A 23169-nucleotide genomic window follows, 5' to 3' on the forward strand; every position below is an offset into this window, starting at 1 on the left:
AGTTGTTGAAGTTGTCTTGTACAAGTGGTGTGTAATGATGGAGGTCGCGATGAGCGCCCCGGTTCAGTTGCCGTTCGAGCAGGTAGATCCGTTGCGGGTGGCGCCCCGGCTGCGTGAGTTGCAGTCCCAGGGCCCGGTCCACCGGGTTCGCACCGCGGTGGGTGATGAGGCATGGCTGGTCACCGGCCATGCGCAGGTGCGGCGGCTGCTGGACGACGACCGGCTGGGCCGCGCCCATCCGGCGCCGGAGACCGCCGCGCGGACCGGGGAGTCGGCGTTGTTCGGCGGACCGCTGGGCAACTTCGCCACCGAGAAGAGCGACCACGCCCGGATGCGGTCGCTGTTGCAGCCGCACTTCTCGCCCAAGCACCTGCGTGCCCTGCGCCCCAGGGTCGAGGCCCTGACCGCGCTACTGCTGGACGAGTTGGCCGAGCAGGGGCCTGTCGCGGATCTGCACGCCGCGGTGGCGGTGCCGCTGCCGATCCTGGTGATCTGCGAGTTGCTCGGCGTGCCTTACGAGGACCGTGATCAGTTCCGCGCCTGGACCGCCGACGCTGCCAACATCCGTGATCGCGCCCGTTCGGAACAGGGGTTGGGTGCGCTGTTCGCGTACGGCCAGAAGCTGGTCGCCCGCAAGCGGGCCGAGCCTGGTGACGATGTGATCTCCCGGCTGTGCGTGACCGAGGGTGTGTCCGACGTCGAGGCCGCGGGAATGTCCATGGCGTTGCTGTTCGCCGGGCACGAGACCACGGTGGTCCAGATCGGTCTGGGCGCACTGGCGTTGCTGACCAACCCCGACCAGTGGCAGAGCTTAGTGAACGACCCGACCCTGGTGCCGAACGCCGTCGAGGAGATGTTGCGGGCGCCCGGCAAGGGTGGCGGTGGGATTCCCCGCTACGCCAGGACCGACCTGGAGGTCGACGGCGTGATCATCCGGGCGGGCGAGTTGGTGCTGCTGGACAACGGGGCGGCCAACCACGACCCGGCCGTCTTTGCTGATCCGGACCGTGTGGACATCACCCGTGCGTCCGCTGCGCACCTCACCTTCGGGCACGGCGCCCGATACTGCATCGGCGCACCGCTGGCCCGCATCGAGCTCCAGGTGGTGTTCTCCCAACTCGCTGCACGATTCCCGACCTTGCGGCTGGCCGTCGGCGTGGAGGAGTTGACCATGCGGCGCGACGTGCTGACCGGCGGCCTGGCCGCACTCCCGGTGCAGTGGTAACCGATTCTAGTCTTGACTGACCGGGTCGGTCAGTTATTGTTGCGAGATGCCCAGGGTTCGGTCGGCGGAGTTCTTCCCGCGCCTGGTTTCGGCGGCGGCCGAGACGTTCATCGCGCAGGGTTTCCAACGCACGCAGATGCAGGATGTCGCGGACCGGTTGGGGGTGGCGAAGGGCACGGTGTACGGGTACGTGGAGAGCAAGGCCGCGTTGCTGGCCGCCGCGATGCGCTACGCCGACGATGTAGAACCACTGCCCGAGTTGGCCGAGTTGCCGGTGCCGACGCCGGTGGCGGGTGAGCTGGCGGCGCTGGTGGCCGATCGGCTCCGCGGCGAGGTTGCCGAGCTGCGGCTGGTGAAGGCGGTGTCCGGGCGTCGGCGGGTGCCGATCGCCGACGAGCTCACCGAGATCATCGTCGATCTGTATCGGCGGCTGGCGCGGCATCGGGTGAGTATCAAGCTGGTCGACCGGTGCGCGCCGGAGTTGCCGGATCTCGGTGAGGTGTGGTTCGGGGTTGGCCGGGCGGGACAGGTCGCCGTGCTGACCGACTATCTGACGCGTCGCGCGGCCAGCCGGGCAGTGCGTCTGCCGGGGCCGGCGCCTGTTGTGGCGCGGACGATCTTGGAGACCTGCGTGTTGTGGGCGGTGCACCTGCACTGGGATCCCGCCCGTGTTGATTCCGATGATCGCGAGCTACCGCCGCCGGAGGTCGTGGCCGCCACGCTGGCCGGGCTGCTCACCCACGGACTGGTATCGACGAAGGGACAAGGCGATGAGTAAGGCACTGAGCGGTGACCTGTTGCGGGCGAAGTGGGACAAGTACGCGCTGCGGTATGACCGCGATATCGGGTTCTTCGAGCGGGTGCAGTTCGGCGGCGGCCGGGAGTGGGTGTGCTCGCAGGCCCACGGCGAGGTGCTGGATGTGGCGGTGGGCACCGGGCTAAACCTGGCGTTCTATCCGGACGAGGTGCGGTTGACCGGGATCGACTTCAGCCCCGCCATGCTGGCGATCGCCCGCACTCGCGCGGCCGAGCTGGGTCGCGAGATCGACCTGCGCGAGGGTGACGCGCAGGCGTTGCCGTTCCCGGACGCCTCGTTCGACACCGTGGTGTGCACCCTCGGGTTGTGCGGCTTTCCCGACGAGCGGGCAGCGATCATCGAGATGCACCGGGTCCTACGTCCCGACGGGACGCTCTTGCTGCTCGACCACGTCGGCAGCCACCACCGGCTGATCCGGGCTGGGCAATGGTTGCTGGAGAAGCTGACCGTGCGGATGCTGGGCGACTACCAAACCCGTCGTCCACTGCCACTGGTCGAGGAGGCCGGGTTCGTCATTCAACGACAGGAACGACTCAAAGCCGGCATGGTGGAGCGGGTCGCGGCCGTCAAACCAGCGACGGCGGGTAGCTAGCTGTCGAGAATGCGTTGCCGCAACAGGGTTTGCTCGGTCGGGTGGGGCGGTCAGCTCCAGCGCGCGGCGGCCTGGGCCTCGGAGTCGCCGAGCTCGCGCAGCGACTCGGCGCGGGGCCTGATAGCGGTAGCAATGGACCAGTGAACTATCCAATGTGGACAGCTCGGGTGCGGCCTCAGAGTCGGCCACGTGGCGTGTAGGGCGATGGCGCGATGTAGCCGGCTCAACACCTCCTTGCTCAGGAGACCACTGACAACACGCCCGATTCGACACCGCCCCAGAAAATCTTGGTCAAGTTGCCACCGGTAGGTCGGCCAAGCGCCATTCGAGCATGCCGTCGGCCAACCGGCGAGCCGGGCGACCGGCGGCGATGAGCAGGCGGACCGCGTCGTAGGCGAACACGCAGTAGGCGCCGCGGCAGTAGGCGACGATCTCCTGATCGAGGGGGAGTTCAGCCAAGCGCTCGGCGAGATCCTCCAGCGGAATCGACACCGCGCCGGGGATGTGCCCGGCGGTGTATTCCTCGTGCGGACGCACGTCGATCACGGTGGCGCCGCCGGAACGGACCCGTCGCAGCAACTCCTCGCGGGTGACCTCCTCGGTCTCTGGCCCGAGATAGGTAGCGCGTGCGGCCTCCACGTCGGCGAGGTGCTCGCCGGCCACGGCCTGGACGAGCGCGTACAGCGCGGCGACGTCATCCCCGGCGAGCCGGTAGTAGATCTTGGTGCCGTCACGGCGGGTCGTCACCAAGTTGGCCTGCTTGAGGGTCTGCAGGTGCGCCGAGGCAGTGGTCAGCCCGAGTTCGGCGGCCCGTGCCAGCGACTCGACCGTGCGCTCGCCCTGTGCCAGCAGGTCCAGCAACTCCAGCCGTTTGCCGCTGCCCAGGGCCTTCCCCACGCGGGCGAACTGCTCGAACAACGCCGTCTTCGCGTCCCGATCACCCATGGTTCTCCAATCATCCTTGGAATAGTGTAGAACAGAACTCGTGCGGGAACCCAACCCGCCCGCAAAGCCACGGAGGTGCCAGGTGAGCACGGTCGACATCGTCCCGCTCGTCGACGAGGGACTGGGCAATTCCGCCTACCTGCTCGACCTCGGCGATGGCCGGGCGATGGTGGTCGACGTAAGCCTCGACCTGCGGGAGTCCTCGCGCCTCGCCCGACGTCGCGGGCTGACAGTGGCGTTCGCCGCCGACACCCATCTGCACGCGGACTTCCTCTCCGGCGCCCGCCAGCTGTCCGCGACCGAGGGCACGCAGGTACTCGCCTCGGCCGCCGGACACCGCGAGTTCACCCACAGCGGGCTGCGCGACGGTGACGAGGTCGACCTCGGCGGGCTGCGGCTGCGGGCACTGGGCACACCGGGCCACACCCACGAGCACCTGTCGTTCCTGCTGCTCGATGGTGACAAGCCGGTTGGAGTGTTCACCGGTGGCTCGCTGCTGGCGGGCGCGGCGGCCCGCACCGACCTCGTCTCCCCGGAGCAGACCGAGGCGCTGGCCCGCGCCCAGTACGCCTCACTGCGGCGGCTTGCCGAGTTGCCGGACGACGTAGCGGTGTGGCCCACCCACGGCGCCGGCTCGTTCTGCTCCGCCCCGCCCGGCACCGAACGCACCAGCACCATCGGCCAGGAGAAGGCCACCAACCCACTGCTGCGTGCGGCCGACGAGGACACCTTCGTCACCACGCTGCTCGGCTCGCTGGGCAGCTTCCCGCCGTACTTCCTGCGCTTGGGCGAGATCAACCGCCGCGGCCCCGCCGTGCTCGACCAGCCACCGGCCCTCGCGCCGCTCAGCGTCGCCGAGGTGCGGGCGCTGCTGGCGCAGGGCGCGGTGGCGGTCGACGTGCGGCCGGTCGCCGACTTCGCCGCCGCCCACATACCGGGCGCGGTGTCCATCCCGCTGCGGCCGGTGTTCGCGTCCTGGCTGGGATGGCTGGCCCCACACGACCAGCCGCTGATCATCGTGCGCCGACCTGATCAGGACCCGGCGGAGATCGCGTGGCAGGCCACCAAGATCGGCTACAGCAACCTCGCCGGAGACCTCACCGGCGGCGTGGACGCCTGGACCGCCGCCGAACACCCCACCACCAGCACCAGGCTCGTGCGACCCGACCAGGTCGACGCGCCGGTCCTCGACATCCGCCAGGAACCGGAGTTCGCCGCCGGACACCTGCCCGGCGCCCAGCACCTCGAACTGGGCGAGCTCGCCGGCCGCGCCCAGGACGTGCCCGGCGAGCCGCTGGTGGTGATGTGCGGACACGGCGAACGCGCGATGGGCGCGGCCAGCCTGCTCGAACGCGCCGGCCACCGCGACCTCGCCGTGCTCACCGGCGGCCCCGACGACTGGGCCACCGTCACCGGCCACCAGCTGGAGACCGGCACATGAGCCGCGCCATCGGAAAACCGCGGCTGGGGATCCGCGCCAACCTCGCCCAGTTCAGCCTGCTCGTCGCCGTCAACGCATTGGTCGGTGGTGTGCTCGGGCAGGAACGCACCGTGCTGTCCCCGCTGGCCGAGCAGACCTTTCACCTGACCGGCTACACGTTCCTGCTGACCTACGTGCTGGCCTTCGGCGCCACCAAAGCCGCCACCAACTACTTCGCGGGCACGTGGTCGGACCGGTTCGGCCGTAAACCCGTGCTCGTAGCCGGATGGCTGATCGCGATCCCGGTGCCGCTGATGCTGATCTGGGCGCCGTCGTGGGGCTGGGTCGTGGCCGCCAACATCCTGCTCGGGATCAACCAGGGCCTTACCTGGTCCACCACCGTGATCATGAAGATCGACCTTGCGGGCCCATCCCGCCGCGGCCTGGCGATGGGCCTGAACGAGGCCGCCGGCTACCTCGCGGTCGCGGTCACCGCCGTGGCCACCGGCTACCTCGCCGCACGCTACGGGCTGCGGCCCGCGCCGTTCCTACTCGGCCTGTCCTACGTTGCGCTCGGCCTCGGGCTGTCCGTGCTAGTGGTCCGCGAGACCCGCGAGCACGCCCGCGTGGAAGCCGCCCAGCACACCACCCGCGCCGACGGCCGCCACGACCACCTGCACTCCGAATTGACCAACAGGCAGGTCTTCGCCCACACCAGCGTGCGCGAACCCGCCCTGTCCGCAGCCAGCCAGGCCGGGATGGTCAACAACCTTAACGACGGCCTCGCATGGGGACTGTTCCCGATCCTGTTCACCGCGGCCGGGCTGTCGGTCGCCCGGATCGGGATCCTCGCCGCGCTCTACCCGGCCGTGTGGGGCCTGGGACAACTTGTCACCGGTCCGCTGTCGGACCGGTGGGGCCGCAAACACCTCATCACCACCGGAATGCTCGTCCAAGCCGCCGCACTCGTCCTCATCGCACTGGCCGACACGTTCACCCTCTGGGCGGTGGCCGCGGTGCTGCTGGGCGCGGGAACCGCGATGGTCTACCCGACGCTGCTGGCCACCATCGGTGACGTGGCCCACCCCGCGTGGCGGGCCCGCGCGGTCGGGGTCTACCGGCTCTGGCGCGACGGCGGGTTCGCCGTCGGCGCCCTGCTCTCCGGGATCGTCGCTGACCTCTGGGGCATCCGCGCCGCCGTGTGGGTGGTCGCCGCGATCACCGCCGCCTCCGGTCTGATCGTCGCGGCACGCATGTACGAGACACACCCGCGCGACCAGCGCGCCGAATCCGTTCCACTACAGGAGAAAGACGCGCCGTGACCATCCCTAGTGAACTCGCCGAGGGCCCGATCTACCTCGACTACAACGCCACCACGCCCGTCGATCCCGCAGTCGTCGAGGCGGTGCTGCCGTACCTGACCGGCGGATTCGGCAACCCCTCCAGCGACCACCACTACGGCACCGCGCCCCGCGCGGCACTGGAGCACGCCCGCGAGCAGGTCGCCGTCCTGATCGGCGCGCCAGGCGGACGAATCGTGTTCACCGGCTCCGGCTCCGAGGCCGACAATCTCGCCCTGCGCGGCGTGGTCCTGGCCGCCGGATCCGACCGGCCGCACGTGATCACCCAAACCACCGAACACCCCGCCGTCCTGCAAGCGTGCCAAGCGCTGCAACGCTGGCACGGCGCCGAGGTGACCTACCTGCCCGTCGACACCGACGGGCGCGTCGACCCGGCCGCGCTGGCCGCCGCGTTCACTGACCGCACCGTCCTGGTGTCCATCATGGCCGCCAACAACGAAACCGGTGCCCTGCAACCGATCGACGAACTGGCCCGCATCACCCACGATCACGGCGCGGTGTTCCACTGCGACGCCGCCCAAACCGTCGGCAAGGTACCGCTCGACGTGACCGCCCTCGATGTTGACCTGCTCACCGTGGTCGGGCACAAAATGTATGCCCCCAAAGGCATCGCCGCCCTCTACATGCGACCCGGCCTGGCACTGGAACCCTTGGTGTACGGCGGCGGACAGGAACACGGCCTGCGCGCGGGCACCGAGAACGTCGCACTCGCCGTCGCGCTGGGCGCCGCCGCCGACCTGGCCGCCGCCGACCTCGCGGCAGGAGGCCACGAGCGCATCCAGACCCTGCGCGACCGGCTCCACGACCAGCTCGCCGCGCAACTGCCCGGCCGGGTGCAGCTCAACGGACCCGTGGCAGCGCGGCTACCGAACACGCTCAACATCAGCATCTGCGGGGTGACCGGGCACAGCCTGCTCGCCGCGACACAGGGGATCGCCGCGTCGACCGGCTCCGCGTGCCACGCCGGTAACCACCAGCCCTCACCTGTATTGACCGCGATGGGCCTGGACGCCGAACGGAGCCTGTCCGCGTTGCGGCTGTCCCTCGGTCGCTGGAGCACCTCCGCCGACATCGACCGAGCCATCGACCTGATCACAACCACGACAGGAAGCAGGGATTGATGAGCGACCCGAAGGTGAACACCACGCCCGAACAGCGACCCGGCTTGTCCACCCGGTGCGTGCACGCCGGAGACGTCCGCGACCCGCAAGGCGCCATCCACCCACCGCTCTACGGGCACTCCACGTTCGCTTTCGACTCCACCGCCGACCTGCTCGACGTCGTTGAGGGCCGACGCGAGGGCAACCTCTACACCCGCTACGGCCTCAACCCCACCATCCGCTCCCTGGAACGCAAACTCGCCGACCTCGAAGACGCCGAGACCGCGCTCGCGTTCGGATCCGGCATGGCCGCCGAAGCCGCGACCTTCCTGTCCCACATCAAGACCGGCGAGCACATCGTGTGCCTGGGCGACGTCTACGGCGGCACTTTCGAACTACTCGGCGAGAACCTGCCCCGGCTCGGAATCGAGACCACCTTCCTCACCGCCGGTGAAGCCGACCAGTTGCCGGACGTGCTCACCGACCGCACCCGGATCGTGTTCTTCGAAACCCCGTCCAACCCCAACCTCGACATCTTCGACATCGCCGCGATCACCGCCCAGGCACACAAAGTCGGTGCCCTGGTCGTGGTGGACAACACCTTCGCCACCCCGGTCAACCAGAACCCGCTGCACCACGGCGCCGACCTGGTCCTCCACTCCGCGACCAAATACCTCGGCGGGCACAGCGACCTCACCGCCGGAGCCGTCGCCGGCCCCGCCGAACTGCTCGCCCCGATCGCCGCGTGGCGCAAGAACCTCGGCCAAGTCATCGCCCCCGAGATCGCATCCCTGCTCGCCCGCAGCATCCGCACCCTCGTCGTTCGGGTCCGTGCCCAGAACACCGCCGCCACCGCCGTCGCCGAATACCTGGCCGAGCATCCCCGCGTGACCAAGGTCAACTACCCCGGCTTGGCCACCGGCGATCAAGCCACCATCGTCAAAACCCAGATGCGCGGCCACGGCGGCATGCTCAGCTTCCTCGTCGACGGCGACGCCAACGCCACCGCGGCCGTGGTCGACCGGCTCCGTGTGTTCAGCATCGCCGCCAGCCTCGGCGGCGCGGAAAGCCTTGTTACGCAACCCATTACCACCACCCACCACGGCCTCGATCCCGCCGATCGAGCCCGCCGCGGCATCGCCGACAGCATGGTCCGCCTCTCCATCGGGCTCGAAGACGCCGACGACCTCATCGCGGACCTGGACCAAGCTCTGACGCTCTCGACCGGAACCGTCTGATCGCCCGAGTTCAGCAGAGATGACCGCCACCGGCACAAGCCCTGTGGCCATCATGCGTCCTGTTATCGGCCCATCACCTGAGATGCCACCGGGGAGGGTCCGTAACGCGAACGGTGTTTCCGGCGGTGTCGATTAGTAGGTCTCGGTCACCGGCCAGCGGTCACCGAAGGTGATGGAGAACGCGTTGATCACTGGCTTCCAACGCATCATCCATCGTGCCGCCCCGGTCCCTGTGGGGTCGAGGCTGCGGGTCACAAGATACAAGCACTTCATCGCCGCTTGCTCGGTGGTGAAGTGCCCACGTGCCCGGATCGCGCGCCGGTAGCGTGCGTTCAACGACTCGATCGCGTTCGTCGAGCAGATCATCCTCCTGATCTCGATATCGTAGTCCAGAAAAGGAACGAATTCGGTCCAGGCGTTACGCCAGAGTCGAACCATGGCTGGGTATTTCTTCGACCATTTCTCGTCCAGTTCGTCCAGTGCCGTTGCGGCGGCGTCGGCGTTGGGTGCCGTGTAGATTTCTTTCAGGTCGCGTTTCAACGCGTCCGTGTATTTCCGGGAAGTCAGCCGAAACGAATTACGAATTAAATGCAGAACGCACGTCTGGACGATCGTTTGTGGCCACACCTGCTCCACCACCTCCGGTAACCCCTTGAGGCCGTCACAAACCAGGAAGAACACGTCCTTAACGCCGCGGTTCTTGAGATCCACCAGCACACTCATCCAGAACTTGGCGCCCTCGCCGCCGGTACCGGCCCACAATCCGAGCACGTCCTTGCGGCCGTCGGTGGTGACGCCGATCGCGGCGTAGAACGGCCGGTTGGCGACCTGGCCGTCCCGCACCTTGACCACGATCGCGTCCACGAACACCGCGGCGTAGACCGGCTCCAGTGGACGGCTTGCCCAGTCCTGCATCTCCTCGATCACCTTGTCGGTAATCCGAGACACCGTCTCCTTCGACACCGACGCGCCGTAAATCTCGGCGAAATGCGCCGAAATTTCGCCCGTGGTCAACCCCTTCGCATACAACGACAACACGATCTCGTCCACGTCAGTCAGTCGACGCTGACGTTTCTTCACGATCTTCGGCTCGAAAGTCGATTCCCGATCCCGGGGAACCACGATGTTCACCTCTCCAGCCGCGTCCGAAACCACCGTCTTCCCCCGGGCCCCATTCCGCACATTCGACGAATCACGATTCGAATCGGCACGATTCTTCGCGTGCCCGAGATGCTCGGTCATCTCCTCGTTCAGCGCCGCTTCCAGAACGTTCTTGGTGAACAGCTTCAACAGCCCGTCCGGTCCAGTGAGCGACAGGCCACGTTCCCGCGCCTGCGCCACCATCGCCGCCGCGGCAGCCTGCTCGGCCGACCGCTCCCGCTCCGACTTCCTCATCTTCCTCTGATCCGCGCTCACAGCATCGGATGCCATCACTGTCCGTACCCATCCCGCCGGATTTCACCCCGGCGTGTCGGGCCAGAAACACCGCTCACGACACAGTCCCACCGGGGAGGACTGTCAGCTTGCCGACTGGCTCCGGTGCGGCTGTTGGTCATGTGGTGTGGGCTGTGGTCCGGTCGATGCGGGCTGCGAGTGTGGATTGGCCAGGGCCGGTGAGTTCCGGTGTCACGCCGCGGCGGCCTGCCATGGCCATGAGCAGTGCTTCGCCGGTACCGATAACTTCGGGACCTTGTCCGGTGGACCAGTCGAGGTCGGTGGCCCGCAGCCGCAAGCCGCGGATGCGTCGGCGGGCGCCGAGTCGGGGATTGGTCGGTACAGAGTCGAGGACTCGTTGTAGGCGTTCGGGTGGGATGTCGCGGGGTATGCCGAGTGGGCGGCGGATGTCCTGGTGGTGGATGGTCCCGTCGACCAGTGCGATCAGGCCGCCGAAGCCCGCGGTCAGGCCACGGGGCCGCAGGTGGTGGTTCAACAGGTCGAGGAGCTGTTCGGGGCCCAGAGGGCGGTATTCGTCGAGGCCGATTTCGTTGGCTCGGAAGAATCGGCCCTTGGCGAACCGCTTGATCAACCCGAACGTGGTGAGCTCTTCATAGCTGAGCATGTGCGCGACCACGTCCTTGACGGACCATCCCGTGCACAGCGTGGGCGCTTGCCATTGCTCGGGTGTCAGCGTCGCCAGAAACGTGGCGAGGTCCCGGCGTTCAGCTTGGGCCATGTCCATAAGGTTCATGCGGTCAGGCTTCGCTCTTCAGGAGTTCGGCGTAGCGCTGCAGGTACAGCGGCCAGCCGCCCTCGCTGTCGACACCGGCGTGGATGCCCTGCCAGCCGTCGCCGTGGCGTTCGATGTCACGGTGTTCGAGTTCGACCCTGGTGCGGTCGGCGCTTTCGGCGATGAACCGCACGTCGACCACGCTGGTCTTGTCATGATCGGTTTCCACCTGCCACTGGGTGTTGAGGTCCCAGCTGAACATGACCCGATGCGGGGGTTCGTAGGCCAGTACGCGGGCCCAACGGCATTCCGTGCCATCAATCGCGCGGTCGATGATGTGGCCACCGACGCGTGGTTCGAACACCGTCTCGGCGAGCTCGGCGGCGAGGATGTTGTGCTCGGCCGGTTTGAAGTCGCCGAAGCGCTCGGTGAACACCGTGAAAGCACGTTCGATCGGCGCCGATACGACGATCTGCTTACGCACCCTCGCTTGTTCCGATGTCGTGCTCACGGGATCTCCTGCCTTGTCGAGTTCGACGGACTGTTGGAAGGCCGCCAGCGTGTTCGTCCAGAAACTGTCCAGTTGGGCGCGCAGGGCGGCCACACCAGCCGGGTCGACCTGGTAGATGCGCCGGTTTCCTGCCGTTCGGTCCACCACCAGCCCGGCGTCCTTGAGCACTTTGAGGTGCTGGGACACCGCCGGGCGGCTGACCGAGAACCCCGCAGCGAGCTCACCCACCGACTGCGGACGGTCGGCGAGGCGCTCGAAGATCGTGCGACGTGTGCGATCACCGAGGACAGCCCAACCATCGAGTTCGTAAGTTTCCACTAACGGTCAGTTTCTACTTACCGAGATTGGGTGTCAAGCCCTGGAGTCCTAGCCGGATTCATTGAGAGCCCGCTCCCGTGAGCCCTGAGCACGCAAGGTGCTCCGAGACCGCCGCCGCTGCTGACCGACTTGGGAGACTTCTCGGCGTTCGGCGGACGCGCTGATGGCCAGTTCGCCAGCATGGCCGTGACGATCTCGGCGCCACCGCTGCTTCCGCGGCACTCCGTCGGACCCTGACTCGCCAAGCGCTCGCATACATGGGTCAGGCGTTCGGCTTCACTGATGCGCCTCTACAGGTCCGTCTAGGCCGTTTGGGGGTGCTGTCGGCGAGCTTCTCCAGGTCAGAGGTGCCATCGGCGTAGGGTCCACCGGGTGAAGAGCGTCGTCGGGAGCGCGTCCGAGGAGGACGGTTCAGAAGGTGACCACCCCGACATGACCGTCGCGCCGTTGACGAGCCCGGCCGAGGCTGCTCGACTGGCAGCTCAGCACGACAACCAGGTCAGCCGTCTCTTGGCAAGTGAGTCAAGAGGTCAGCATGCACCCGGAAGATGCGCATGGGATCTCGTGGCGATGGTCGGCTTCTCAGCCGACCGCCGCAGCGCAGTCGCGTGGATCATCGCAGAGGCGATCATGAAGTTTCGATGCGGAAACTCACGAGCGTTCGCTTGTTGGCGCGCAGCTGCCTTGTCCGCGAATGCTGTTACTGAAGACGATCGAGAGCTTGTCCTATCGTTTGTCATCTCCGTCTTTGGTCGACCTGGCGCTGTTGAATCCGACGACGCTAAGGCTAAGCAGGGCAAAAGCAATCATCTAGAGGGATTCGTCGCCGAGTGGCTGTGGCATCTCATCATGAAAGAACAGAAAGCCGCACATCGCGAGCGTAAATACCTCAGCGAACCGAGCTACTCCGTGACAGAGCAAGGCGAGGATGGGTTCGCAGTCTATGCACCACCAGGCGCGAATGTCTCACTCTTTTTCAGGCTGTGGGAAATAAAGAAGCACAACACAGAAAACTCGGTAGTCACCACGACTGTGCAACGTGCTTCTGACCAACTCAACACCAGGGGCCTGCAGTATCTGGCCAAGCTCACCAGTGCTCATCGCCAGACAGACGGTGATCTCGGAATTCTCTTTGCCGAGCTGGGTGATCTATGGATCAACGCAGACCCGCGAGCAGGAGCCGGGGTCGGAGTTGCCACCAGCACTGTCAGCCCTCCCGAGGCGTGCTTCTCCCCACTGGAAAGCACCCTCGGCCAGTTCACCAACGCAGGGCAACTGGAAGGGCTGCTCTGCGTTATCGAAAACTTCACTGAGTTCGCCGTCGAAGTCAGGAGGATGGTATGGAGCGCGCTCTGAACCTGCCAGACCTCGTCGAGGCGCTTGGTGTCCACGAACCGGGCGTCCTGCCCTCACCACAAGAGTTGGCGAGCCTGATCGCTGACGTCGAAATACGGGCCTTCCGCGGAGACTTCGCCGTTGACGAAACCCTCGAACGTGCCGCGTGGTACCTCCACGCCGTCGCATCGGCCTCCGAAGCCGCAGAGTTGTACACACCAGCACGACAGCGTCGGGCTTTCGCGGTAAGCGCTCACGTCTTCGACTTGACCTTGGCGGACCCCCGCCATGATGCACGCCAACGCCTGAACCTCGCTTTCGGTGCGCAAGTCGGCTACCGGCGGGCTGATCTTGATCCGAACGCGACAGCCGTATATCGCCGTGTCTCGGATCTATTGGTCGACAACACCCCACTTGTCGACCACGCTGAAACCTTGGCAGTCGAGGCTGGCGTCGCCTTCCTCGGTCTCGACACGAGGTTCCTGTTCCCTCTACTTCGCAGTTGGCGACGCCAGCTCACCGAACTTGCCGCGACGGTCGAACTCGATGATCTCCAGTCGACGATGTTCGGTCCAGCACAACAGATAGTACGCGCCGTGTGGTCGCTGCTTCGCTTCTTGGCGTTCGGTACCGGCCGCCAGCTGCCAGTAGCGCGAGCCGCTTTGCTGTCCGTTCTGGACGGTACCGCGGGAACTGGAGACCTCGACGCTCGCTGGGTAGCCGCGCACTTGTTGGCGATCGCCGATGGCCTCGAATCCGGCAGCCTCTACTCGATCCTTCCCCCTGGAACTCCGAATGCCGTGGCACAGGCGTTCTGTCTGGCTGACCCGCCAGTCCTAACCCTGTGGCCACCCCAAAGAGAACTGCTTGCGCGGCCAGGAATGAACCCTTTGGATCCAGCGACGCGCCGCTTGCTCTTGTCAGTACCCACCAGCGCCGGGAAAACGTTGCTCGCGCAGCTGATCATCTGCACGCACGTCGCGACACAGCCAGGTGGAGTCTGTTACGTCACCCCCTTGCGCAGTCTTGGGCGAGAGATGCGGAAGGCGCTGTCGGGGCGACTCCGAGTGCTCAACCGTGAGTTGAGTGAAGACAGCGACCTCTTCGACATACTGTCCTTCTCGCAAGACTCCACTGACGTTGAGGTCACGACACCCGAACGACTGATGCACCTGCTGCGTCACGACGCCGACGCTGTGATGCAACGCTTCTCCTTGTTCGTCATCGACGAAGCACACCTACTGGCGCAACCGGGCAGAGGATTCACCGTCGAAGGACTGCTTGCCTACCTCATGGCGGAGGCCGACAACCCGCGGATCGTGCTTCTCTCCGGTGTACTCGGGAATGCTGCCTCGCTCGCGTCCTGGCTCGACGCGGAGCGCCCGGAAGTACTGTTCACGTCCGCATGGCGGGGGCCGCGCCGTCTCCATGCCCTACTCAACACTCAGCCGGTCTGGGAAGCCGCAGTGCGGAGTCCTCGCAAGTCGGCGCAGTGGCCAACGCGAGTTACCGTGCCGCAGGTGGCACAGTTGCGACTACGTCCCGCCGAGGCGGGGCCAGTTACAAAACTGACGACGCGTCCTGAAGAGCCACTCGGAAATTTGGTCCTTAAGGAAGATTCCGGCGGCAAGCTCACCAAGGACAGCGGAGGCACGCCGGCTTACAAGATCTTCGCCGCCGCAGCGTCGATACTGACGCATGCGGGCAGTCTGTTGATGATCGTCTCGTCGCGGACTATGGCCCGTGACGCCGCCAAAGCATTGGCAGGCTACCTACCGCCACGTGAACCCACGCGCGAGCTTGTCGAGTTCCTTCGCGAGCGGCTGGGTGACCAGCATCCGCTCATTGCCTGCGCCGAGCACGGCGTCGCGTACCACCATGCCGGCCTGCCTGTAGACGTCCTTGACGCGATCGAGGAAGCAGTCCGGACTGAGATCGTGCTGGCGATCGTTTCTACAAGCACGCTGACCGACGGGGTAAACCTGCCGGTTCGAACGGTCGTGATCGCCGAAACCCGATTCGAAGGTCAGTACCCTGGAGCCCAACTCGGAGCCGCACGGCTCATGAACGCCATCGGGCGAGCTGGACGAGCCGGCCGTGAGTCCGAAGGCTGGATCGTGCTTGCGCTGCAAAAGCAGTCCGAGCTCAAGGACTTCGACGAGCTCCGCCCGAATGACGAGGCGCTCGAAGCCCGCTCCACTCTCTTGGCAGAGGAGTCGCTGACAGCTCTGGCTGACGCCGAAGAGCTCATCGCCACTACGGCTGACGCCGTCTTTCAGCTTGCGCCGGACACGGTCGTGTCTGACTTCGTGTCGTATACGTGGTTTGTCCTGACGACGCTGCAGCCATTGTGGACGCTCTTCGACGACCCCATACAGATGGACATCGTCCTCGGTAAACTACTTGCATTTCAGCAGATGGACCCGGCGCTTCGGCAACGTTGGCTGCGGCTGGCCGAGCAGGTTCGAGCCACCTATGAACGTACAAGCCCGGCACAGCGGCGGCGTTGGACAGCTGCCGGGACTTCGCTCGGTACAGCGGCACGGCTAGATGCGATTGCCGGTCAGGTAGTTGATGCCGTTGCCACGCGGGAAGGCGAGCTTCGCCAACTAGGTGCGGCTATCCCTGATGAAGCTTGGTACTGGCCGCTCAACGACACCATTCTTCTTCTAGCGGAACAACAAGTACTCGCGCGACTGCTGGCGCAACCGGAGGCCGACAACTGCTGGAAGTTCTGGTCGACGAGAGCTAAGGGAGACAAGAACCTAATCGACGTGTCCATTGTGGATGGATTGACAGGGTGGATAAACGGCCTTGACGTTCCCGCTCTTGCCGAACGGATTCTTCCCGGCCTGGCCGTCGAGTGGCAGTTGGAGCAGACTGTTGACGCCATCAGCTCAACATTTGAACATTACCTGGCTTGGACTGTCGGGGTGCTCATTGAGCAGGCCAACGCTGGCCTTGAGGAGGCTGGCCTCGTAAGCCGCCTTCGACCAGACACTGCGTGGTGTATCCGACACGGCGTCAACACGCCGCATGCCCTGGCGTTGCTCAATGAAGGAGTCCGTTCTCGTCGACTGGCACATGTCATTGGGAGCGAGGCGCAGCGCCAAGGTGTCGAGGTAGAAGATGTCCGGTCCTGGCTCGCAGGCATGCACATCCGAGGCTGGCGGAGCACATTTGACGCCGTGGCGCGCGAGGTGCTCGATCTCTTGCAGTTCATCCGAGCTCGCCGGAACAATGTGCTGCGATCTCTGCTGGAGACAGGACGCGCCCAGGTCACGCTTCGCAGTGAGCTTACAATTTCCCACCAGACGCCAGAGATCGTCTACATTTCGACAACGACTGACGCGCCCTCCGAACTACAGATCGTCAGCGAGTCTGGCCTAGCTGTCGCAGTTGTCGATGTCGATCTACATGCAGATGTCGACGCTGTCCTGGCAAGCGGGCTCGACATCGTCATAACCATGCAAGGCCACGACCTAAACTTTACGGCTCCTGAGATCGTCGCACCCGACTAGCGGGTGAGGAGGCCGATCGTTGACTCTCGCGTCGAACATCATCCCTGGCGGGGGACATCCGGCGTGTCACCCGCAAATTGGCTTGGGACGCTGGTCCGTTCGTGGCATCCTGACCGGCTCGCGTCTGACAGGTCCTCGGCGGGCAGGACGTGACGGGTTGGGATCAGGTTGATGCAGTCATGTCAGAGGCCGCCGGTTCGAGCGGCTGTGGCCTCAGTGCTTGTGGCCGCGCTCGGCGACCTCGCGGAACGCGACGGTGCCCCGAAGGTCGACAAGATGCCCGATCTTCGGAACTGGTGGCGCTACGGCCAAGAGTCCTTTGTCGCGTTACGACCCACTGCCTGGTACATGCCCGAGCGCGTCACCAAGGTCAACTGGTTGGACACGTTCGCTGAGATGGTCGCCGTCCGCGAAGCGATCGACGCTGACCCGATCCTGGGCACCCGCGTCGACACGATGGTCGGGGTTGAGTTCTCGCTCCAACAGCGCAGACTGGACTGGCTACTGATCGAGCACCTGCTCGAACCGATGATCGTCACCACTCGTACCTACGAGTTCGACGAGGCGGCATTCGATCTGCACTACAACCGGCTCGAAGCCGGCCTGCTGGCCGACACTGTCCGACTCGTCGAGTTCATCCCGCTCAACGGCTTTGTGTCGAGCATGGACGAAATCGCCCTGCCCGGCGGCGTGGTCCTGCGCCCGATGACTGACCGGCAGATGAGCCGGGCCATCCAGGTGCTCGCAGCGCCGGCCGAGTTCAGCGGCGGCCCCAACAGCGTGCAGGTCTCACGTTTCCACCAGTGGGCCGTGACCAGGGAACAGAGCTACCCGGTCACGTCGTACAAACAGGGGATGCCCGAACATCCGCGGCCCCCTGCCTTTCCCAGCCTGGAGGAGCCTGTTCAGAGGCTGGTCACCGCGCTGCATGTGGTGTGTGGAGGATCGGTGGTGGCCACGCGTCCGATCCTCCTGCAGCACGACGACGACTTCCCTCGGGACATCGAGGGCAGCGCTACTCTCCCCGCAGTCGGTCTCGCCGACGTCAACCGGCCGACCTTGCTCCTGACCGAGGAACACGTCGACGCTGTGCGCAGGGTGTACGAGGCGCTCGCAGCCCCAGCGGTCGCGCGGGATCGCTCGTTGCAGGTCTCCCTCCGGCGGTTCGTCTTCGCCGGCTCGAAGTCCCTGCCCGAGGATCGACTCATCGACCTCAACATCTGCTCCGAGGCACTGTTCATCAAGCGCGGCAAGATCAAAGGAGGACAGAAGGGAGCACCCGCGGCGGAGGCGGCCGGACAGCTGCTGGCCGGTGACCCGGTGCTCGGGGTCGAGCGAACGGAGATCGAGAGGTTCTTCAAGGAGGCGTACCGGTTGCGGAATGCGGAGATCCACGGTGACCACCCTGTCCAGAAGAGGATGACGCTCCTCGGCGGAGCGAAGAGCGAAGACCTCGCCCGCTTCATTGAGGACCTTGCTCGCCTGCTGGGCCGTGCGATTCAGCTCGTGCTCGCCGAGCTCACTCGGCCACAGCCAGACCGCAACATGCTGATCACGCCTCGGTAACTGACGGTAACAGTACGTGGTCTGCGGCGACACGTCTGTCAAATGACCATCGACGCTGATCGCCGATCTATCCTCGATGTTCGCCTTCGGTCAGCGGCCACCGAGGAGCGGATGCCTCAAGTTGCCGCGTCGGACGGAGCGGGCGATGTGGGCGGACAACGAAACCGAGGTTGATCTTCTCGGCTTCGACTTCCTGGTGGACACCCTGTTCGTGGCGCTCACCGAGCCGCGGCTGCTCCCACTGACGGTGGGCCTGCTCGGGGACTGGGGCTCCGGGAAGAGCAGCCTGATGCGGATCACCCGGCAGGAGCTGCTGAAGATCCGGGACGACGACGAGTCACCGTCACGGTACGTGTGCGTCGAGTTCAGCCCTTGGCAGTACGAGGACTACGACGACGTCAAGGTCGCGCTGATGACGACCGTGCTCGACGCGATCGGCGCACGAGCCGGTCGTGATCAGCAGGAACAGGTGACCAGGCTCCGCAGGTTCGCCCAGGGCCTCGGCCGATGGGGGCGCAGGGGCGGACGGGTCGCAGTGTCTACCGCCCAGGCCGCGGCACCTCTCGCGCTTCTGGCGATAGATCCGAGCATGGCTCCGCAGGTCCTGGACGTGACGAAGGCGGGGGTGAATGCGGCTGCGAGCGAGGCGAACAAGCTGCTGGAAGACCCCAAGGCCAAGCAGGCCGTCTCGGGCAACGGCACGGCTGAGGCAATCACGGACGCTGGGCGGTTCCGGGCGGAGTTCGCGAAGGTCGTCTCGACGTTGGAAGCCGTAGACGCCGTGGTGGTGTTCATCGACGACCTCGACCGGTGCCTGCCCGAGACCGTGGTGGACACCTTCGAGGCGATCCGGCTGTTCCTCAACACGCCCAAGACCGCCTACGTCCTGGCAGCCAACCAGGCGGTCGTGGAGTCCGCGATCGACTCGCGCTACCCGCAGCTGCGGCGCCCCGACGGCGCCGGGATCGGTGCCGACTACCTGGAGAAGATGCTGCAGCTCAAGGTAGCCATCCCGCCGCTGTCCGCGCCGGAGGCCGACACCTACGTCAACCTGCTGCTGGCTGAACTGCGCCTCGACGACGAGCAGTTCGCCAAGGTCCTCGCCGAGACCCGCCGTCGCCGCGAAGCGGGCAATCTGCAGGTGGCGTTCAACGTCGGTATGGCCGGAGCGGTCCTCGGCAACGTGCCGCCCGACCTGGTGCGCGACCTGAACTGGGCGGCGAGCATCGCCGAGGTACTCGGGGGCGGACTGCCCGGGAACCCGAGGCAGCTCAAGCGGTTCCTCAACAACCTGCTGCTCAAGCACCGCAGCGCGCTGCGCCGGAAGATCACCCTCGACCTGCCTGTGCTGGCCAAACTCATGGTCCTGGAGGAACAACACTTCAGCGACTTCCAGCGCCTGTTCGACTGGCAACTCACCGCGCCTGGCCCCATCTCGGAACTCGCGGCTGCGGAGTCTATCGCGCGGGGTGGATCGACCACCGCCGAACCGGACGGCGATGGGGACATATCGCGGCCAGATGAGGGCGAGACCGCCGACGAGTCTTCGGGTGCTCGCCGTTCACCCGCCTCCAAGCGGGGGCGGACGGCTGCCCAACAGCCGCAGGTAACCGAAGAGGTGCGGGCGTGGGTGGACAAACCGCACGTGCGTGCGTGGCTGCGGTTGGAGCCTCCGCTCGGCGAGGTAGACCTGGGGCCGTACTTCACCTACTCCCGTGACAAGCTCGCCTTCGGCGTCGCGGTCACGCGGCTGCCTCCGCACCTGCAGGAGCTGTTCACCAGGGCGCAGGCTGAGGTCGCTGGTGTGCGGCGGCTTGCGTGTGACGAGATCGGAAAGCTGCCTGGCGACGAGCGTGTCCAGCTCGTGGAGGCGTTGGTGGAAGTGCTGACGCGTCGACCGGGCGGCCCGGCCTTCCTCGCAGCGCTCGAACTCGCCGAACGAGCGCCCGACACCCTGTCAGCCATCTGCGACGCCTTGATGCGGATCCCACCCGAGGCCATCCCGCGGGGGCAGGCCGGGAACGCCGTCCGTCGCCTCCCTGCCGACAACCCGACGGTCTCCGCCCTGCTCGACCGGTGGGAAAACAGCGACGCCCCCGGCCTGAAGAGTGTGATCAACACCGCGCGTCAAGCTCAACGACGCAGCGGCCGGCACTGATGGGTACCTCGGCTGATCGAACCGCGGGCAGCGGCGGAGCGTGGACTCCGCTTAAACACGCGACCGCGTCCTATGTGCGCGGGCTTACCTCCGGATCTCCGAGCACCCGCACGTATGCCCAGCGGGTGCTCGCTCGCCACGTTCCCGTGTTGGGTGGAGCTGGCGGCGCTGCGGCCGGTGCCCGTGCCGGACGTAGCGGCGTCCAGCGCCTCGGCGCCTTGCTCGCTGGAGTCGGCGGAACCGGGCTTGAAAACACGCTGACCTCGCTGGGACTGGCTACTCTCGTCGGCCGGACCCGGTTCGACGTGCTCGACGAACTGATCACCTTCATCGCCGGAGACGGCGATGACCTGGACTCCCAAGCCGCCCGCGACGCCGCGTGCGACGTGCTGGACGAGGTCTTCGGCGACGCCGATACGTGGACCGAGTTGACCGACACCGCCGAGATGGCCGTCTCGCGGGAGAACCTGCCCACCCTGCTGGAAACGTTCCTCGCCCAGTACGTCTACAACAGGGTTCCCGTCATCGCCGAACGTCTCAGCCGCATCACCGACCCGCACGCCGTGCGCCAAGCCGACGAGGAAATGCGCCAAATCATCCAGGTCCTGGTCTCACTACGCATCCCCGACGACCCCTTCACGGTCGACTGGGCCGGCCCGGAGGGACGCCAGATCGCCGAGGACACCGTCCGCATGACCTACGAGGCCCTGCAGGGGCTGGACGGAGACGCACAGTGACCACCTACCTGGTGCGCACGGATCTCACCGCCCCGGTGACCGAACCCGACGACGTCCGGCTGCTGGATTGGGCTCCTGGGCGGATTGCGGCCACCATCCAAACTGGCGACGCTGGCCCCGAGTTCTTCACGGGCTGGCGACCACCGCGTGCCGCCGCCGACCTCCTGCTGCTGGGCGCGGCCGTGTACTGCGCCGACAAAACCACCCGACGACGCGGCACGCCGGACTCCTGGACCAGGGACATCACCCTCCGGCTCCCCGTCGAGGCCACCGCTGTCTGGCGAAACGCCGATTTCGACGCCGCCCTGCGGTTTCTGACCGGCGATCACTGGGAGACCCAGCCCTACAACTCCAGCCGGCATCCCCTCGCCGGTGTGGCCAGCGTCCCCCTCGCCGAGCGGCCGATCGGACTCGGCGTCGACGGCGTGTGCCTGTTCTCCGGCGGCCTCGACTCACTGTGCGGCGTCATCGATCTCCTCGAAGAGGACCCCGAACGACGGCTGTGCCTGCTGTCCCACCACGAAGGCGGACAAGCATCCACCGCGCAACAACTTCTGCTCGACGAACTCGGCGAACACTACGGCGCCGAACGCATCCGCTCCCGGCGCCTCTACCTACGTCCCGCACCCCCGAACAACCACCAGGCCCGACCTCTGCCCCGGCCACGCGAGAACACCACCCGGTCCCGATCCCTGCTCTTCCTGTCCGCTGCCTTGGCCCTCGCCGCCGCCGAAGGACCGGCCGTGCCGGTATATGTGCCCGAAAACGGCTTCATCGGGATCAACGTGCCGCTCACCCGAGCTCGTGTCGGCAGCGCGAGCACCCGCACGACACACCCACACTTCATGCACCTACTCGCCACGGCCAGCGCCGCAATCGGCGTATCGAACCGCGTGATCAACCCGTACCGCCTGCGCACCAAGGGCGAGATGCTCGCCGAATCCCGCAACGCCGCTCTCCTGCGGCGCCTAGCCCCGCTGAGCGTCTCCTGCTCCCACCCCGAGACCGCCCGCTACGTCGGCCGCAAGCAAGGCAACTGCGGATACTGCTTCCCCTGCCTGATCCGCCGCGCTTCGCTGGCACACGTCGGATGGGACGACGACGAGTACGCCTACAACGTGTTCGCCGAGGACGACTCCACGATCCTCCTCAACCGCCGCAGCCGCCGCGGAGCCGATCTGCGCGCCGTAATCGCCGGAGCGTTCGCGGATCGACCGGATCGCGACGTCCTACGCAACGGCCCGCTTCCACAAGGCGAACGCGCCGCCTTCACCGGGGTCTGGCGACGTGGACTCGCCGAGCTCCGTACCTGGCTCGCCAGCGGAGCCCGCGGCCCACTGGCCGAGCTGGTGGAGTCTCGATCGTGACCACCGCGGTGCTGACCGACACCCACTGCCATATCGACGCCTACGACAACCCGCTCGCCGTACTGGATGACGCCCGCGCCGCAGGCGTGCACGTGATCGCGGTGACCGAGGACCCCGGCAAGTACCGCCTGCTGCGCACCCGTCTCGGCCGACGCGACGGCGTCGATGTCGCACTGGGCTTCCACCCTCTTCGCGCAGGAGCAGCATCCCCTCACGATCTAGCCCGATTTCTCCGGCTCCTGCCGCAGGCCACGTGGATCGGCGAGATCGGACTCGACTTCTCTCGCGCCGGAGTCGCAACCCGCAAGCAACAGCTTCGCGTGTTCGAGGCCATCTTGGCGGACCCACAGGTGCGAACTCGACCTGTCACCGTCCACAGCCGGGGCGCCGAGCGGGAGACCATCGCCCGACTCGCGCAAGCGCACGTGCCAGCAATCCTGCACTGGTACACCGGACCACTGGCCGCCGTCGACGATGCACTCAATGCAGGGCTCTGGTTCTCGATCAACCCGGCGATGGTCCGGTCGAAGAAAGCCGTGCCGCTGCTCCAACGGCTTCCGCCGGAACGCGTACTGCTGGAAACCGACGGCCCCTTCGCCCGCTCCGGAAGCCGCCCAGCCGTTCCTTCCGATCTGCTCGGAACGCTCGATCACCTGGCACAGCTTTGGGCCATGACGACCGGTGAGGCGCGGAAGGCGGTCGCGAACAACGAACAGCGACTTCGCTGCACCGCCAGCGAGCCGCCGCCAGCCTGACTGACGACCTACTCACCGCCTGCAGCCGACGCCCAG

At 66.3% G+C, this 23169-nt stretch carries 18 protein-coding genes; 14 read left to right on the forward strand and 4 right to left on the reverse strand.

The window, feature by feature from the left end:
* The first annotated feature begins 49 nt into the window (after positions 1–49).
* The 3 genes from H4W30_RS33150 to H4W30_RS33160 are packed head-to-tail and all read left to right on the forward strand — an operon-like array spanning position 50 to position 2634.
* The gene (locus H4W30_RS33150; protein WP_112272040.1) at positions 50–1225 is read left to right on the forward strand and encodes a cytochrome P450; all 1176 of its coding nucleotides are present in this window, start codon (positions 50–52) and stop codon (positions 1223–1225) included.
* 46 nt (positions 1226–1271) lie between these two features.
* Positions 1272–2003 (forward strand): TetR/AcrR family transcriptional regulator, encoded by a 732-nt coding sequence (locus H4W30_RS33155; RefSeq protein WP_112271376.1) that lies wholly within the window; start codon positions 1272–1274, stop codon positions 2001–2003.
* The gene (locus tag H4W30_RS33160; protein ID WP_112271378.1) at positions 1996–2634 is read left to right on the forward strand and encodes a class I SAM-dependent methyltransferase; all 639 of its coding nucleotides are present in this window, start codon (positions 1996–1998) and stop codon (positions 2632–2634) included. The genes H4W30_RS33155 and H4W30_RS33160 overlap by 8 nt, the downstream gene beginning before the upstream one ends.
* Positions 2635–2925: 291 nt before the next feature.
* On the opposite strand, the gene H4W30_RS33165 is transcribed toward H4W30_RS33160, so the two are convergent.
* A complete protein-coding gene (locus H4W30_RS33165) occupies positions 2926–3579 on the reverse strand; it encodes an ArsR/SmtB family transcription factor (protein WP_112271380.1) in 654 nt (217 codons plus the stop codon).
* 82 nt (positions 3580–3661) lie between these two features.
* Here H4W30_RS33165 and H4W30_RS33170 point away from each other — a divergent pair, with 82 nt between their 5' ends.
* The 4 genes from H4W30_RS33170 to H4W30_RS33185 are packed head-to-tail and all read left to right on the forward strand — an operon-like array spanning position 3662 to position 8698.
* On the forward strand, positions 3662–5020 hold the full coding sequence (locus H4W30_RS33170) for an MBL fold metallo-hydrolase (protein WP_192746186.1): 1359 nt from the start codon (positions 3662–3664) through the stop codon (positions 5018–5020).
* A complete protein-coding gene (locus H4W30_RS33175; RefSeq protein WP_112271384.1) occupies positions 5017–6321 on the forward strand; it encodes an MFS transporter in 1305 nt (434 codons plus the stop codon). Before H4W30_RS33170 ends, H4W30_RS33175 begins: the two co-directional genes overlap by 4 nt.
* Positions 6318–7481 (forward strand): cysteine desulfurase family protein, encoded by a 1164-nt coding sequence (locus H4W30_RS33180; RefSeq protein WP_112271387.1) that lies wholly within the window; start codon positions 6318–6320, stop codon positions 7479–7481. The genes H4W30_RS33175 and H4W30_RS33180 overlap by 4 nt, the downstream gene beginning before the upstream one ends.
* Positions 7481–8698, forward strand: a complete 1218-nt coding sequence (locus tag H4W30_RS33185; RefSeq protein ID WP_206078093.1) for a trans-sulfuration enzyme family protein — start codon at positions 7481–7483, stop codon at positions 8696–8698. The genes H4W30_RS33180 and H4W30_RS33185 overlap by 1 nt, the downstream gene beginning before the upstream one ends.
* A 132-nt stretch (positions 8699–8830) precedes the next feature.
* Here the strand turns inward: H4W30_RS33185 and H4W30_RS33190 are convergent, their stop codons facing one another.
* From H4W30_RS33190 to H4W30_RS33200, 3 genes are all read right to left on the reverse strand, one after another.
* Positions 8831–10093: an IS256 family transposase gene (locus H4W30_RS33190; protein WP_043832448.1), complete on the reverse strand. Its 1263-nt coding sequence runs from the start codon at positions 10091–10093 to the stop codon at positions 8831–8833.
* A 157-nt stretch (positions 10094–10250) separates the two neighbouring features.
* Positions 10251–10886: a maleylpyruvate isomerase family mycothiol-dependent enzyme gene (locus H4W30_RS33195; RefSeq protein WP_043832450.1), complete on the reverse strand. Its 636-nt coding sequence runs from the start codon at positions 10884–10886 to the stop codon at positions 10251–10253.
* A 4-nt stretch (positions 10887–10890) separates the two neighbouring features.
* Positions 10891–11694, reverse strand: a complete 804-nt coding sequence (locus H4W30_RS33200) for a metalloregulator ArsR/SmtB family transcription factor (protein WP_076153557.1) — start codon at positions 11692–11694, stop codon at positions 10891–10893.
* 372 nt (positions 11695–12066) lie between these two features.
* Here H4W30_RS33200 and H4W30_RS33210 point away from each other — a divergent pair, with 372 nt between their 5' ends.
* From H4W30_RS33210 to H4W30_RS33240, 7 genes are all read left to right on the forward strand, one after another.
* Positions 12067–13050: a hypothetical protein gene (locus H4W30_RS33210; protein ID WP_137097222.1), complete on the forward strand. Its 984-nt coding sequence runs from the start codon at positions 12067–12069 to the stop codon at positions 13048–13050.
* Positions 13035–16550 carry a DEAD/DEAH box helicase gene (locus H4W30_RS33215; RefSeq protein ID WP_063697641.1) on the forward strand — a complete coding sequence of 1172 codons (3516 nt, stop codon included), beginning with the start codon at positions 13035–13037 and terminating at the stop codon, positions 16548–16550. Before H4W30_RS33210 ends, H4W30_RS33215 begins: the two co-directional genes overlap by 16 nt.
* Positions 16551–16772: 222 nt before the next feature.
* On the forward strand, positions 16773–18116 hold the full coding sequence (locus H4W30_RS33220) for a hypothetical protein (RefSeq protein WP_051172183.1): 1344 nt from the start codon (positions 16773–16775) through the stop codon (positions 18114–18116).
* A 121-nt stretch (positions 18117–18237) separates the two neighbouring features.
* A complete protein-coding gene (locus H4W30_RS33225; protein WP_192746187.1) occupies positions 18238–20274 on the forward strand; it encodes a KAP family P-loop NTPase fold protein in 2037 nt (678 codons plus the stop codon).
* A gap of 149 nt (positions 20275–20423) precedes the next feature.
* The gene (locus tag H4W30_RS33230; RefSeq protein ID WP_197684726.1) at positions 20424–21011 is read left to right on the forward strand and encodes a hypothetical protein; all 588 of its coding nucleotides are present in this window, start codon (positions 20424–20426) and stop codon (positions 21009–21011) included.
* Positions 21008–22378 (forward strand): Qat anti-phage system QueC-like protein QatC, encoded by a 1371-nt coding sequence (qatC, locus tag H4W30_RS44625; RefSeq protein WP_043832456.1) that lies wholly within the window; start codon positions 21008–21010, stop codon positions 22376–22378. Before H4W30_RS33230 ends, qatC begins: the two co-directional genes overlap by 4 nt.
* The gene (locus tag H4W30_RS33240) at positions 22375–23133 is read left to right on the forward strand and encodes a TatD family hydrolase (protein ID WP_043832458.1); all 759 of its coding nucleotides are present in this window, start codon (positions 22375–22377) and stop codon (positions 23131–23133) included. The genes qatC and H4W30_RS33240 overlap by 4 nt, the downstream gene beginning before the upstream one ends.
* The last annotated feature ends 36 nt before the right edge of the window (positions 23134–23169 follow it).

This window comes from Amycolatopsis roodepoortensis (assembly GCF_014873915.1).
GTDB lineage: Bacteria > Actinomycetota > Actinomycetes > Mycobacteriales > Pseudonocardiaceae > Amycolatopsis > Amycolatopsis roodepoortensis.

Bases quoted from the DNA above. Each gene is read 5' to 3' on its own strand.
- H4W30_RS33150 (WP_112272040.1), top strand. From the start codon at position 50: ATGAGCGCCCCGGTTCAGTTGCCGTTCGAGCAGGTAGATCCGTTGCGG.
- H4W30_RS33155 (WP_112271376.1), top strand. From the start codon at position 1,272: ATGCCCAGGGTTCGGTCGGCGGAGTTCTTCCCGCGCCTGGTTTCGGCG.
- H4W30_RS33160 (WP_112271378.1), top strand. From the start codon at position 1,996: ATGAGTAAGGCACTGAGCGGTGACCTGTTGCGGGCGAAGTGGGACAAG.
- H4W30_RS33165 (WP_112271380.1), bottom strand. From the start codon at position 3,579: ATGGGTGATCGGGACGCGAAGACGGCGTTGTTCGAGCAGTTCGCCCGC.
- H4W30_RS33175 (WP_112271384.1), top strand. From the start codon at position 5,017: ATGAGCCGCGCCATCGGAAAACCGCGGCTGGGGATCCGCGCCAACCTC.
- H4W30_RS33185 (WP_206078093.1), top strand. From the start codon at position 7,481: ATGAGCGACCCGAAGGTGAACACCACGCCCGAACAGCGACCCGGCTTG.
- H4W30_RS33190 (WP_043832448.1), bottom strand. From the start codon at position 10,093: ATGAGGAAGTCGGAGCGGGAGCGGTCGGCCGAGCAGGCTGCCGCGGCG.
- H4W30_RS33195 (WP_043832450.1), bottom strand. From the start codon at position 10,886: ATGAACCTTATGGACATGGCCCAAGCTGAACGCCGGGACCTCGCCACG.
- H4W30_RS33215 (WP_063697641.1), top strand. From the start codon at position 13,035: ATGGAGCGCGCTCTGAACCTGCCAGACCTCGTCGAGGCGCTTGGTGTC.